The 14,490-nt window shown below is 41.6% G+C and carries 10 protein-coding genes and 2 pseudogenes; 6 read left to right on the top strand and 6 right to left on the bottom strand.

Annotated elements, in window-relative coordinates; genetic code table 11:
• The first annotated feature begins 217 nt into the window (after positions 1–217).
• Together Q9R24_RS12245 and Q9R24_RS12240 are read left to right on the top strand one after the other, a co-directional pair.
• A protein-coding gene (locus Q9R24_RS12245) for an IS3 family transposase (protein ID WP_311215549.1) occupies positions 218–1,293 on the top strand; the annotation gives its coding sequence in 2 pieces (ribosomal slippage) (positions 218–470 and positions 470–1,293; 1,077 coding nt in all).
• Between the two features lie 326 nt (positions 1,294–1,619).
• Complete coding sequence (locus Q9R24_RS12240) at positions 1,620–2,843, top strand: DUF2326 domain-containing protein (RefSeq protein WP_311204615.1); 1,224 nt, start codon at positions 1,620–1,622, stop codon at positions 2,841–2,843.
• A gap of 546 nt (positions 2,844–3,389) precedes the next feature.
• Here Q9R24_RS12240 and Q9R24_RS12235 read toward each other — a convergent pair.
• Positions 3,390–3,521, bottom strand: a pseudogene (locus tag Q9R24_RS12235) (arsenate reductase (glutaredoxin)); the annotation flags it as partial.
• On the opposite strand from Q9R24_RS12235, the pseudogene Q9R24_RS12230 reads away from it, so the two are divergent.
• A pseudogene (locus Q9R24_RS12230) lies at positions 3,500–3,604 on the top strand (arsenical resistance protein ArsH); the annotation flags it as partial. The pseudogenes Q9R24_RS12235 and Q9R24_RS12230 overlap by 22 nt on opposite strands.
• A 108-nt stretch (positions 3,605–3,712) precedes the next feature.
• Here Q9R24_RS12230 and Q9R24_RS12225 read toward each other — a convergent pair.
• From Q9R24_RS12225 to Q9R24_RS12215, 3 genes are all read right to left on the bottom strand, one after another.
• Positions 3,713–5,860: a TonB-dependent receptor gene (locus tag Q9R24_RS12225; RefSeq protein ID WP_311204614.1), complete on the bottom strand. Its 2,148-nt coding sequence runs from the start codon at positions 5,858–5,860 to the stop codon at positions 3,713–3,715.
• A 391-nt stretch (positions 5,861–6,251) separates the two neighbouring features.
• Positions 6,252–8,654: a glucose/quinate/shikimate family membrane-bound PQQ-dependent dehydrogenase gene (locus Q9R24_RS12220; protein ID WP_311204613.1), complete on the bottom strand. Its 2,403-nt coding sequence runs from the start codon at positions 8,652–8,654 to the stop codon at positions 6,252–6,254.
• A gap of 170 nt (positions 8,655–8,824) precedes the next feature.
• On the bottom strand, positions 8,825–10,066 hold the full coding sequence (locus tag Q9R24_RS12215; RefSeq protein WP_311204612.1) for a carbohydrate porin: 1,242 nt from the start codon (positions 10,064–10,066) through the stop codon (positions 8,825–8,827).
• Positions 10,067–10,548: 482 nt separating this feature from the next.
• Between Q9R24_RS12215 and Q9R24_RS12210 the strand changes: the two genes are divergently transcribed.
• A complete protein-coding gene (locus Q9R24_RS12210; protein ID WP_005247920.1) occupies positions 10,549–11,157 on the top strand; it encodes a DUF805 domain-containing protein in 609 nt (202 codons plus the stop codon).
• 24 nt (positions 11,158–11,181) lie between these two features.
• Positions 11,182–11,697 carry a hypothetical protein gene (locus tag Q9R24_RS12205; RefSeq protein ID WP_311204611.1) on the top strand — a complete coding sequence of 172 codons (516 nt, stop codon included), beginning with the start codon at positions 11,182–11,184 and terminating at the stop codon, positions 11,695–11,697.
• 148 nt (positions 11,698–11,845) lie between these two features.
• On the opposite strand, the gene Q9R24_RS12200 is transcribed toward Q9R24_RS12205, so the two are convergent.
• Positions 11,846–12,493: an HAD family hydrolase gene (locus tag Q9R24_RS12200; protein WP_004645903.1), complete on the bottom strand. Its 648-nt coding sequence runs from the start codon at positions 12,491–12,493 to the stop codon at positions 11,846–11,848.
• A 98-nt stretch (positions 12,494–12,591) separates the two neighbouring features.
• On the opposite strand from Q9R24_RS12200, the gene Q9R24_RS12195 reads away from it, so the two are divergent.
• Positions 12,592–13,359, top strand: coding sequence for a hydroxymethylpyrimidine/phosphomethylpyrimidine kinase (locus tag Q9R24_RS12195; protein ID WP_253159424.1), 768 nt, complete (start codon positions 12,592–12,594; stop codon positions 13,357–13,359).
• Positions 13,360–13,431: 72 nt separating this feature from the next.
• Here Q9R24_RS12195 and Q9R24_RS12190 read toward each other — a convergent pair whose 3' ends face one another.
• Entirely contained in the window at positions 13,432–14,490 is a 1,059-nt protein-coding gene (locus tag Q9R24_RS12190; RefSeq protein ID WP_311204610.1) for a DUF1176 domain-containing protein, read from the bottom strand.

The raw sequence follows: 14,490 nt of genomic DNA, 5'->3' as shown, positions 1-14,490 counted from the left end.
CGGCGATTTGATTTTACTACTTCGCTATTTTTTTAAGCTAAAAGTGTCAACACACCCTAATGATTTTTATAAAGAATGCATCGGAAACTTAAGAAGAATTGAGTCTTATTCCAAACAAAAGAGAGAAATTATAGAGGTAATTCAATGGTAATCCCCCCTAAAAATAATAGGATCTAAAAGTAGAATTTTCTCTTAAGATACGAGCAGGAGATTCTGCATGAAAACATCTAAATTTACTGACAGTCAGATCATGTCCATCTTGAAACAGGCAGAATCTGGCACACCTGTAGCGACCCTTTGCCGTGAACACGGCATGAGTAATGCTACCTTTTATAAATGGCGTGCCAAATATGGTGGTATGGATACATCATTAATGGCTCGACTGAAAGAGCTAGAAGCCGAAAATACCAGACTTAAAAAGATGTATGCGGAAGAGCGATTAAAGGCCGAAATCATCCAGGAAGCGATGGCAAAAAAGTGGTAAAGCCATCTTGCCGGCGTAAGATGGCACAACAGGCAGTTGCCCAGCATGCCATTAGTATTCGTTTGGCTTGTAAAGCATTTGGCATTAGTGAAACCTGCTACCGCTATCAAGCCAAACTCAGCGATGACAATGCACTCATTGCTGAACAGCTCATTGAACTCACTGAGGAAAATTCCGATTGGGGCTTTGGTTTGTGCTTCTCGTATTTACGGCATGTTGAGAGTTGCTGCTGGAATCACAAGCGGGTTTACCGCATTTACTGTGAGTTGGCACTGAATCTGCGTATTAAACCGAGAAGAAGACTAAAACGGCATGCGCCTGAACCATTGAAAGAACCAATCCGAGAAAATCAGGTTTGGTCATTAGATTTTATGCATGATCAGCTTTCCGATGGTCGCAAGTTTCGATTATTGAATGTGATTGATGATTACCGCCGCGAAGGCCTAGCCATTGAAGCAGGGTTCTCATTGCACACAATCAGGGTTATTCGTACGTTGAATCAATTGCTGGAGTGGAGAGAAAAACCGTTAGTGATCCGATGCGATAATGGTCCCGAATTTATCAGTCACGAATTTGTGCGCTGGGCTACTGAGCACGGTATTCGTATTGAATATATTCAACCGGGTAAGCCACAGCAGAATGCGTATATTGAACGCTATAATCGGACCATACGTTATAGTTGGCTAAGCAAGCATTTATTTGATACTTTGGATGAAGTACAAGATTATGCAACAAACTGGTTGTGGCATTACAACCATGAAAGACCACATCAAGCTAACAAAGGAAAGCCACCTCTAATGGCTGCTTAACCTCTACTTTTAACTTCGGTTATTTATGGGAGGATTACCATACTGATCCAGAGTTCAAAACTGAATATAATACAGAGGTCTACAACTTCGTCCAAAATAATCAAGTTTCAGCACAGCTTGAGCTAACTCTGAGAAATAATACTAATATAATTCTTGAAAGAAATCTTATTATAGAGGGTGAGAAATATTATAAAATAAATGATGAAGAAATTAGCTCAATCACAAAGTATAGAGAAAAGTTATCTGAGTTAATTTTTAAAAACAAAGCGTCAAAACCATCATTAAGACAATTAGTTCCCAAATTTATACGTAGTGATGCCTCAAAAATGTCAAATACAATTATGTATTTGCACAAATCTACCTCTCCTCGTGAATATGAACCGATTTTTTTGTTTTTATTTGGATTTCCAGAACCTACTCTTTTTTCTAACAAAAGCAGCTTATCTAGGGAACAAAAAGACTATGAAAAAAGATTATCTGTTTATGAAAAACCTCATTCAAAAAATGTAATTGAGCAAATGCTGAATGTTGTTAATGGAAATATTGTATCCGAAGAAATAAAGATCAATGAATTTCGCCTAAGTGATGCTTATCATCATGAGCTTGAAAATATTAGACAAATCAAATCTAAAATATCTAAACTCTCAACGAGTATATCAGAAGTAGATCTACGTATAGATCTCAACCAACAAACGATCGAAGAACTCACTGAATCATCTAATGAAATTGATTCTGATTATGTTCAAAATTTCTATGATGATGCAGCTATCTATTTACCAAATTTGCAGAAGAAATTTGATGATGTACTAAATTTTCACTCAAAAATGGTTGAAAATAAAGTAAATTTCATCGAAAAATATCTTTCAAAATTGAAACAAGATAGAAATGAACTCCAAAAAGATCTAGATAAAGCATTATTTGAAGAAAGTAGTTTATTGCAAGCCCTCAGTAACAGTGGAACATTGAATGATTTAGAGGTTATGCGCCTGGAATTGAACAGACTTCTTGAACAAAAAGGTGGATTAGAAGCTTCTCTACAAAAAATTAATGAAACGACTGAGCAATTACAAAAAATTTCTACAAATTTAGAAGAAATCAACGGAAAAATTGAAAGATACATTGCTGACTTTAATGAGAAAGTTACTGTATTCAATACTTTTTTTTCTAAGTATTCTAAAAAGCTCTATGAAGAGGAATATATATTTTCATATGAAAAGAAAGATAGCGATGAGTATTACAAATTTAAAATAGCCAATATCAGCGGAAACGTTGGTGGTGGTAAGAAAAAGGGGCAAGTTGCTGCATTTGATTTAGCATATATTTCATTTATAAATGAAGTTGGCCTTTTGTTCCCTCAATTTGTTCTACACGATAGTATTGAGGATATTCATGCCAACCAAATAGAAACTTTATTTAGTCTAGCAAATGAAATTAATGGGCAATATGTAGTCGCTGTACTTAAAGACAAAATTAAATTTCTTGGAAATGATTATATAAACCAAAATACTATATTGTGCCTAGATCAGCATAATAAGTTCTTCCGTATCTAGCAATATTATTGAAACAGAATTTTGAACTGGGCTAGGTTTATCAGAGACAGTTTATTTGTATTTAAATTAGGCCTCGTAAACATGCACGTTAATCTTATCTGTAGTAACTCAAATAGCAAAACATATCTAATTGCTATGTAGCATTTTTGATTAAATCACCCCACCCAGTATAACGTTTCTAACTCAACATCAACTCACCCCAAAACCCCTTATTAATTATTAATTAATTGATTTAATAAGATTTTTTTTGATCATGATCAATCAATGTAGTGTTTCATTTATTGAATTTATAAAAATTTCATTTTATGGTTTATAAATTGTATTTTATTTCAATTTATTCTTTAGATTTTACTTAAATAAATATATTTTAAAATTATGCTTTCTGCTCTAAGTCGCTAATTATTAAACAAAGATAGAAGTTAAAAAATTTCACTTTATGATTGAATCCACAAAAATGACACGATATCTGTCATTTTAACTTTAAATAAAAAGCCACCCCTGCGGTGGCTTTTTTATGATCTGATTGATCTGCTTAAATTCTGAAATTTATTTCAACCGATTCCCTGCTTCATCAATAATCATTTCCCCATTTTCCTTGCTAAAAGCTGCGCGCTGCGGAGCCGAAATAATATCTAAAACAACTTCTGATGGTCGACACAATCTTACACCAAGTTCAGTCTGCTGATCTCAACAATCGATATTCTGAACGAGTCGAAAGTGCCGAGGAATTATCGAAACGGGTAAATCAGCAAAAGATCTAGTTTTATCTCAAATCCTCTGATCAACTTTTCAAAACTTAAATATTAAAAATCCCGCTCAGGAAACGGGATTTTTTATTTTGAAAATTTAACAGCCCTAAATCATTTCAATTAAAATTCTTTTGTCACACTCAGACCAGCGCTCCAGTTCCGCCCTTCTGCCGGCTCAAAGAAACGGCTATTACTTTCATTGACAATCACCGAACCAGAATAATCTTTATCAAACAGGTTATCGACACGCGCAAAAGTATTCACCGCCCAATCTTGCATTTTCCAGTGATAACCTACATTGGCACCAGCGACTGTGTAGCTTGGTGCAGCATCCGAATTCAAGTCATTCACATAAATCTTATCGGAGTAACGCACATCGAGTCCTGCATGTAAGCCACTTTCAGGCTTCCAGCCCAGACTTAAAAATGCCTGATTTTTGGCAATCCCCGGAATATAGTTTCCGGCTGCAATAGCAGCAACCGTACCGATTGCGGGAATGTCAGCATCAAAAGTAGCATCTATATAGCTATAGCTGGCCTGTGCAGTGAGGTCACGCCAAAGGTTTTTGTTCCAGGAGAGTTCAATACCTTCTCTTAAAGTTTTATCTGCGTTTCGGAAAGTCGCACGTCCTCCCTCACTTCCTGCCGAGACAATGTCATTTTTAGTTTGGGTCTGAAAAACTGCAACAGTAAAATCACCTAATGTATTTGCAGACTTCAACCCCATCTCATAGGTTTCACTTTCTGCTGCTTTTAGATTAAATGTGCGGCTACTACCATCCGCTGGATAAGCCATTTCGGTAAAAGTTGGAGTTTCAAAGCCTTGGGCATAGCTGGTATAGGCCATCAGTTCAGGTAGAATTTGCCAACTTAGAGCCAGTGAAGGTAGTAATTTCTGATAATCGGTTTTACCCGAATTATTGCCATTCGCCAGAAACTTGTCTTTAGACTTGAAATGTACATTGCTATAGCGCAGGCCGGCATCTAAAGTCCAATCGGGAGCAAAATGATAAGAAGCTTGCAAATACGGATCTAAATTCCACAGGGTATTATCTTCATCTCGACGCAGTTCGCCTTTGACTCCCAAGCGATCATCTAAAAAGTTTTGATAGCCTTTACGGTCTTCGGTCATGGCATCTACGGCGACACCTGCAATCAGTTTAGTATTTGGTAGAATATCTTTACCCGTCCAGCGTAAATCTGTCCCATAAAAATTACGGTCAAAATCAATGACACCACCGGGATGATTTCGGGCTAGTTGAACTGTATTAGGTTTACAAATATCAGTATTTTCTTCATATGCACACTTTGGGATCGACTGATATTGCGTGACTGCGCGCTGTCCCCAGTAGGCCATGCCATACAGTTCATGCTGATCATTGATCGGCTTATTCCATGTTAAGCCAGTTTGCACCTGCTCAATTTCTTTACGAGCATTGTATTTGGTGACATTACCAACCACTTGCTTCGGATTGACTTCCCATTGTGGACGAGTTAAACCACCTGGATCATCTGCTTCAATTTTGACGTAGTTATTGACCCAGTTAATTTTACTACCATCTTCCAGATCCCAAGTCAGCTTGGCATTATTCAGAACTTTATGTGCACTGCTGTTGTCACGGTAACCATTGGTATCAAAATAAGACGAGCTAATGACATAGCTTGGCTCTGAAGCATTCTCTGAACCGCCTTGCAAAACCAGCTTGGTCTGCCCTTTATTCTGGCTCCCTGCAGAATGCCCCAGTTCAATTGAGTCAGCGCCTTGCCCCTCTCGCGTGGTGGTTAAAATCGTCCCCCCGGAAGAGTTGCCATACAGCGAGGAAAATCCACCACCTAAAACCTCAATATGGTCCAGACTGTTCAAATCAATATTCGAGGTTTGTCCCTGCCCATCCGGCATCGTTGCAGGGATTCCATCCACATATAAACGCACACCACGCACACCGAAACTGGAGCGTGCGCCAAAGCCTCGCATCGAAATTTGCAGGTCCTGGGCATAGTTTTCACGATTATTTAACTGTAATCCTGGAACACCTTTTAATGTTTCCGAAAGGTTCACATTCATGCTGTTATCTTGTTCTTGATTCAGATAATACACTGACGCCGGTGTGGTCAATCGCTCCCGATCGGTACGGGTCGCTTGAATGACAATCGTGTCTAACCTTTGGACTTCTTGTGTGTCATTTTCTGCATAAATATTCTGACCTGCGCAAGCAATCAGGCAGGACAAGGTCGATCTCACAAATGGAAGTTTCGGGCTTTGATACATAAATGACAGGCCTTATTTGAAAGTGGTTTAATGCGGCAAATACCTTATCGAGATGGCGTACATCTCATGATTCAATTCATTTTGTTTTAAACATCGATACCAAATAAATGTACTGATTCGATGACATATAGTTCGCTCAATGGATAGAAAAACTTTGAGCTTAAAATTCTGTGTTCGGTAAATTCAGACTTGATTAATCCTTTATCTGAATAGCACTGAAAATCAGCCATATACAAAGAATATTATTTTAATGTGATCTGAATGAAATTGATCTTTCAGCAACAAATCAACATCATTTCTCTGTGTCCTTAAAACTCGATGTAGGCATTCAACAATACATAATAAAAAAGCCTGACGAATCAGGCTTCTTCATACTTAATTAGAGGTTCAACTATTTATTGTCTGGCAAGGCATAAGCCACCAGAGAGTCGCCCATTTTGGTGCCAAAGGAACCATGACCACCTGCCATAATGACCACATACTGCTTGCCATTGGCTTCATAGGTCATTGGTGTAGCCTGACCACCTGCAGGTAGACGACCTTTCCATAGTTCATCACCGTTGTTCACGTTAATGGCACGGATGTAGTTATCTTGAGTTCCACCCACAAACATCACGTTGCCCGCAGTTGAAATAGGTCCACCCAGCATCGGCACACCCATTTTGAATGGCGGCAATGGAATGCCTGGCATACTGTCACGAATGGTACCGATACGGCGTTTCCAGGCCACTTCATGAGTATTTAAGTCCACACCTGCAACAAAGCCCCATGATGGCTGTTTACACGGCAGCCCAAACGGAGACAGGAACGCACTGATTTCAACGCCATAAGGCACGCCATACATCGGTTGAACGCCGGCTTCTGTGCCTGCACCTTTAGCCGTCTTAGGACGGTTCGGATCTTGAGGAATCAGTTTTGATACAAATGGCAGGCCAATCGGGTTGGTCAGTGCAATTTGACGGTCCGGATTCACCGACATACCGCCCCATTCAAACACACCCAGGTTACCCGGGAAGACCAGCGTCCCATTTTCAGAAGGTGGGGTATAAATGCCATCGTAATTCAATTTGTGGAACGCAACACGGCAGACCAACTGGTCGAACATGGTCGCACCCCACATCTGTTTATCGGTCAATTTCTCTTGTGGCGCCAGATTAAAATCAGAGAACGGTTGAGTTTTAGAATAGAACTCGCCTTTGGTTTGAGGTCCACGCTTCACAGATTGCGGTACCGGTTTCTCGGTAATCGGTACAATGGCTTTACCATTACGACGATCCAGCACAAAAGCATTCCCGGTTTTGGTCAAGACATAAATAGCCGGAATCATATTCCCGTTTTTATCTTTGATCTCGGTCAATGTCGGCTGTGAAGGTACGTCCATATCCCACAAATCGTGATGGGTAGTCTGGAAGTTCCATACCAGTTTGCCGGTCGTCGCATTCAAGGCCAGCATCGAGTTGGCATAACGCTCGTCCAGCTCAGTCCGGTGACCACCATAAATATCCGGTGTACCGACACCCGTTGGTACGTAGACGATATCCAGCTCTGCATCATAGGCCAAAGGTGCCCATGCATTAGGTGAATTATGTACAAATTTTTGACCCGGTGCAGGAATCAAATTCGGATCTTCAGCGCCTGTGTCAAATACCCAAAGCAGTTCACCGGTATTGACATCATAACCACGGATCACACCCGATGGTTCTTCAGTTGAATAGTTGTCGGTAGTTGAACCCGCAATAATAATGGTGGTGCCGGTTACTACAGGCGGTGAGGTTGGAATATAACCGCCCGGATATGGGAATGGCATATCTTTTTGCAGATCGACTTCGCCATTTTTACCAAAATCAGAACAGACTTTACCGGTGGTCGCATTGACCGCCACTAAACGCCCATCATTGACCGGTAAAATGACTTTTTGTGGACATTCAGCAGAGCTGCTTTTTTTCGCAGCGAGACTGCTTTCAAAACCAGCCGTATTGTTGACATCATAATAAGACACGCCACGACAGGTTAAATGCTGATAGGTATGATCAGCTTTCAGCTTTGGATCATAGGTCCATTTCGCCTTACCTGTTGCCGGATCAAGCGCAGTCAATTTCTGGTGAGTGGTACAGATGTACATGTTGTCACCCACCTTGATTGGGGTAACCTGATTGGTGGTTTCACCCGAGTCATTTTCAGTCTTGAATTCGCCCGTGTGATATTCCCAAGCCACCTGCAAATCTTTGACATTTTCAGTATTAATCTGCTTTAACGGTGAATACCGTAAACCGGACTGGGTACGACCATAAGCAGGCCAGTCTTCATCTGCCACACCGGGAATTGGCTGGTGAGTTGCAGGCTGCTGGGATTTTAATTCACCGCGAATTTCTTGCGGGTCATTAAATACAGCATAAATCATGACAGCGATGGTAATGGCTAATGAAGCACCCAAGGCAATTTTCGCGGTTTTAGCATGATCAAAGCCACGTGTGGTAGCCGGAATCAGCAGGGCCAGACCAAACAGCCCTAAAATATCTAAACGCGGCGCAAGTGCAAAGAAATCTGAACCGACTTCCCACAGCCCCCACACCACTGTCGCCAAAACGAATATGGCATAAACAAGGAGTGCAGCACTTTTTCGTTTATACAAGAGAACTGCGGTCGCAATAAAGAGAATACCTGCAATGATGTAGTACCAAGACCCACCCAGCACTGCAAGATAAATCCCTCCAATCAGCAGTCCTATACCGAAAACAGCGGCAATGACCGCTAAAATTGTTTTCAGTACTGAACCTGATGATGAAGTATTCATATTGAACACCTATAAAAGTTTTTTTGAAAGTCCATGCACATGACACGCATGAGCACCCTTATTGTTAAATTCTGAGTTATAAATACATCAATGTCTTAAGCAGGCATTGCCCATTACTGCAACAAAGCACCTAGAGATTCAATAGTGTATTTGCAACTAAAAACTATATTTTAAAATGACGTATTAAACTTGATTCCGCCCACCCATACATTTTCACCGTCTTTGTCCGCACCGACGTGACGCACATATTGCACATTCGGGCGAATAGTGAGCCAGTTGGTGGCATGTAAGCCATAATAAATTTCTGCATCGATTTCTTGATAACGGTCAGCACTGACATCGTCATTCATGTTGATACGTGCAATACCAAATGCGATTTCATCTTGAGGGCGTGAATCGATTGCACCCTTATAAACCAGCCCGATATTTTGCATATCACTGACATTATTGGTTTTGGAGTCATGCACTGTCGCATTTATAAAGCCGGTCAAACCACGCGAAGCATCTCCGTCATGTGCAGTTAATTGTTGCTTGGCAACGATCCAGCCACCATGGTGATGATCGGTTTGATCTGGATTGGAAATGACTTCAGCTTCCGCCGTGCTGTAGTAATAACCGGCGCGGTATTCACCTGGCAATTTTTGTGTGCCCAGTTTAGGCGTCCAGACCACTTCTGCAGGAAGCATTGCCCCTTTGGAGCCGTCCGTGCTCAGGTTAAATCCTTTGCCACGTTCCAGATTCTCAGGGTTGTATTCATAAGCACCGATCTGGGCATAAAATTCAGGGTTAATGTTGTATTTGACCCGGGCTGCCCATTGGCTTACCGGCCAGTTGTACCACTGATCGCCAACCCAGTTCCCGACTTGTGAACCGCATAGGGCCAGATTCTGGAAATCACAGTCAAAACTATTGAAGTCTTCACCCTCACCAAAGCGTCCGACTTTCACATCCAGTTTTTGTTCCAGGAATTTTTTCTTGATCCATAAATCAGTCAGACGCCAGGTTTGACCACGGCCCCAGACCTCTTGCACTGAACTCAGATGGTCGTTTAAAGCAGCAGTGCTTTGAGACAGTGACTGACCATTACGCTGGGTGACAGTAATTTGCGCTTCGGTATCTTGCCAGCCTGCAATCTTTGCCAGATCCAGATGTGCCCCAAAAACAAACTGGTCCGCATATTCAGTTCTATGGCTTGAAGATCTTTGCGCATCAATCAGGCTTGCCATTTCACCCGTATAACCAAAACTGAAATCATAGCCCTGATTTTGGAGTGCTGTACGTTGCCCGTTCCAGTCACCGAGCATCCACGGGCTTTCCGAACTGAAAGCAGCTTCAGCATGCACAGTGGTCGTGGTTAAGATGAAAGAGGCACAGCAAAGGTAAACGGCCTTCGATAATGGGGAGAGATACATTGAATGTGATACCTTCATCACAATATGAAGCTTTTTATTATACGCCTGTTGATTTTAAAAAATCGTTACTAATAGATAAAAAGTATGAATAAAATGTTATATTTATTAGTATTATTATATGCTTTTTGTAAATTTAAAATTTATAAGTATCTGTTTATCATCATATTAAATTTAACAACATCAAACTATAGTTCCAAAGAAAAATTTGATATTCATCAGATAGATTTAGCTTTAATTTCTTATAATAAGTTCAGCGATAAGTCAGCGCCATTAATGTTTAATATTCTTCATTTCAAAGCATGCAACGCCATATTTTTTGTTGATTGAATACTGAATCACTATTGCGATAAGGCTTTTAAAAACATAAGAAAATTTCCGCCATTCCCCTATGAATTTTTAAAAATTAGATTATGCTAAAGTTATTCTGATAAGAAATTGCGTCGCTTTAAAAAAATAATCTAGCTTAATAGACGAGAACAAGCATGAAAGGTTCAATCCTTGATTTTTCTATTCAACACAATACCGGTTTTATCTCGGGGGATGATAATCAGCGCTATAGCTTTAATGGCGCAGACTGGCGTAGTGAGCGTCCACCTTCACGCGGTGATCGGGTCGATTTTATCGTCAATACCGCGGGGGAAGCATCTGAGGTTTATTTAGCTTTAGGCAGTTCTATTTATCTGGGAGAAAAAATTTCCAGTCAGCTCGGCAAATATTCAAATCTGGATCAAGCCGAGGAAAATTACAGCAGCATTGACTGGTTTGTAAAATGTCTGACCAACTATGCAAACTTTTCCGGCCGCGCACGCCGTAAAGAATTTTGGTTCTTTATGCTGTTTTGTGTAATTTTAGGCATTATTGCTGAGGTAATTGATACAGTTTTAGGCACTAAACCGCTGGTGAATAGCCTGCTCAATCTGGCACTTCTAGTCCCAAGTCTGGCCGTTGGCGCGCGTCGCTTGCATGATGTAGGGCGCTCTGGTTGGTGGCAATTACTGACGCTTACCGTGATTGGTATACTGGTACTGATCTGGTGGTGGGCAACTGAAACCAAGCAACAAAACAATGAATATGGTGCTCCTGCCAAATAACCGAACCTTACAAATCCCGTCTTGATGCGGGATTTGTTTATCGATTATTTAATGACTAAATATCAGCAAAATCAGACTTTCTCCATGCTGCAAGATCAATTAGTGAAATTTCCAGATGCTGTATGGGTGCAAATCTATAAAGATAAAATGCAGCTGATGAATATAGATGGCACGATTACGCATACTCTGCTACCCGATGTGTCTTATGTCCATCCGCGGAGTATTATTGCCGACTTTGATGCAGCGGCGGTGACGCTGAAACAGCTGTTACCCTCCTCAATGATGAAGAAACTATTTAGCTCTATAGCATTCCTGCAAATCATGGATCTGCCTGAAGACGGTTTAACCGAAGTTGAAAAGCGCGCGTTACTCGAACTCGGTTATGAAAGTAGCGTGCAAAATGTCATCCTGTTTGACCATGCAGGAAATGCTCTGACCAAAGCCAGAGTTCCCCCCCAACATCGAATGACGATCATCAACATTTTACTGGTGATCATCATTATGGTGGTGCTGGCATCGACCTGGTTTTTGACGCTTTAAATGTTCATCCAAGAGCAAAAATCCCGCACGCTGCGGGATTTTTATTGAGATAACAATCTAATAAGAGAGTTGATCTGTATAGATGTAGCAGCTTATAGACAAAATATCTCTAAAAATCAGCTCAAATAAAATAAGCAAAAATTAGGGTTTATTTAAAATAATCTAGCAACTGATTAAAGCGGTCTATTTGATATTTAGGCTGTGCCAGTGCTAACTCTTCCTGACTACCATAACCATAATTTACCGCAATAGTATCAATACCATTTTGACGGGCACCAAAAATGTCATGCTCACGGTCACCCACCATCAGGCATTGATCGGCCTGTAATTTTTGCTGCTCTAAAATATACTGAATCAGCTCAGCTTTATTGGTTCGCTCGCCATTCAGCTCACTACCATAAATGTCGGTAAAATACTGGGCCAGATCAAAATGTTCCAGAATCTGTTTGGCATACACTGTCGGTTTTGCTGTAGCAACAAACAAGCGATAACCACGGCGTTTCAGTTCTGCCAGCGTTTCTGCTACACCCTCAAAAACATGATTTTCATAGAGACCCTTGACTGCAAAGCGCTCCCGATAACCCATCAAGGCCTGTTCAGCCAGAACATGATCGGCCTCAACATTTAAAATTTTGGCAAGCGAGGCTTTTAAGGGCGGACCAATAATCCAGTCGATATTGATCTCGTCACTAATCGGATGACCGATCTTTTCCAGACCATAGCGTGCAGACGTCGTAATCCCCACTTTCGGATCGGTTAATGTCCCATCCAGATCAATTAAAATATTCTTAATCACCGCCCATCCCCTCTCATTAGTACCGATATAAATTAATATCGAGAGTTCATTCAAATTTGCCTATACTAATGCAATTTTAGTGAATGAAGGACATCATTTTGCGCCCTACCGTACTTTGCTTTTCCGGTTTAGACCCTTCAGGTGGAGCCGGCCTTCAAGCAGATATTGAAGCCATTGGTCAAAGTGGTGCACATGCGGCAATTGCCTGCACAGCCCTCACTATTCAAAATTCACAGCAGGTTTTTGGTTTCGAAGCCACTTCCAGAGAATTGCTGTTGGCACAGGCCAATGCGGTGGTCAATGACCTGCCCATTCGTTGCGTAAAATCTGGCATGTTAGGCACCACAGACAATATCGCAGCACTGGCCGAGTTTCTGGCTGCACATCCAGATTATCTGTATGTGCTGGATCCGGTTTTGGTCGCCAATAGTGGCGGTTCGCTGGGCAATCAGGAAACGCTGGTCAAAGCATTTACCCAGCTGATTCCATTGGCCACCATCTTAACGCCGAATACGGTTGAACTACGTGCCCTAACGGGTGAGCAGGACCTCAAACTGGCTACTCAAAAATTATTTGAAATGGGTGCACAGGCGGTTTTGGTCAAAGGCGGTCATGAAGATACGCCAGATTACATTCAGAACAGCCTGTATATTGCAGGTGAACTGGTCAACGAAACTCGCTGTCCACGTCTACCAGGTGAATATCATGGTTCAGGCTGTTCATTGGCCAGTTTCATAGCCGGACGTCTGGCCATGGGCGACCAGTTAAAAACTGCAGTACAGTATGCTGAAACCTGGCTATTTGGAGTATTAAAAAATGCTGAAATTCCTGTTCCAAATGGCCAGAGAATTCCAAAGCGTTTTTAAAATCACATGTTTTAAAATTAAAAAGCCTGAATGCGTCAGGCTTTTTTTATCGCTGCTATTTTATAAACAATACTATTTGGCCTGATAAATGACTTTGCTTACGTAGGTCGGTAAATTCCAAGCACCACCGGCGAAGCCTTTACATTGCACGGTCAGACTACTGAAGCTTTTGACAAATTTCTTGCCATTCCAGGCCCATTCGTCCTGACTCAGACAATCACCCAAACCACGTACTTTATGCCCAGAAAATATCTGGCCTTGGCTAAATGTTTCTCCCGAGGTGGTTACTAGCTGTTTCAGTTGCTTATTTTGATCCATCAGCCAGAAGCCACTACCCATATTATAAGCCCCGCGCCAGCACGGCACCTGAACCAGCTGATTCTGGGCATTAATGGGATAAATGGTCATGACATCATCATTGAGAAAACGCTGGCTAAACAGCAAATCACATTGATCCTCGTTGGTGGTGGCTTTCAGTTTTCGAATCATCTGCTGACTGGCTGCCGTATTCAATTTCGCTTGAGTGACTTTGCCTGACTGATATTTTGGTATCTGAATTTTCGGTATCGCTGCAGCTTTGAGCACCGCCTGATTGGATTTTTTCCCCGGCCTGATCAAGGCTGAGGGCGTAGAAAGTCGACGCTGAAATTCATCCATATTCAGTAAAACGGCACTGGCACCGGCGGTCGATAAGTTCCAGCGTGATTGCGCATTTTTAAATATCACTGGACTCGTTCCCTGCACTGCTTTCAGCAAGGCACGCGTTTGACTGCTATTGAGTTGCCCTATTCCTTCCCGATTGAGACCAATCACGCCATAAGGTGTGCTGGCAATTTGTAGCTGAAGCTGTCGTGTGGGTGTGGCAGCAGCTAAGGGTAAAATCTGGACTTGGGCTTTGATAACACTGTTTACACCCCCCGCACGCTCCAATAAAACTGAAACTGGCTGATCAATATCTTGATCCGATTGATAACCGGCAGCGCGGCAGGTGCCGGTATTATCACAGGCAATTTCCCAGTCTTTATGTGAAAAATGCAGTCCCTGCATGGCCGCTAGACTTAATGAGCTGATACTGGCTAGACCAAATGTGATACTCATGATTTTGATGCTGTAGATCCATTTTTGTTTCAT

This window comes from Acinetobacter sp. RRD8 (genome assembly GCF_031844225.1).
GTDB lineage: Bacteria > Pseudomonadota > Gammaproteobacteria > Pseudomonadales > Moraxellaceae > Acinetobacter.
The sequence above is the reverse complement of the archived record's forward strand: the minus strand, read 5'-3'. Positions and strand labels throughout refer to the sequence as shown.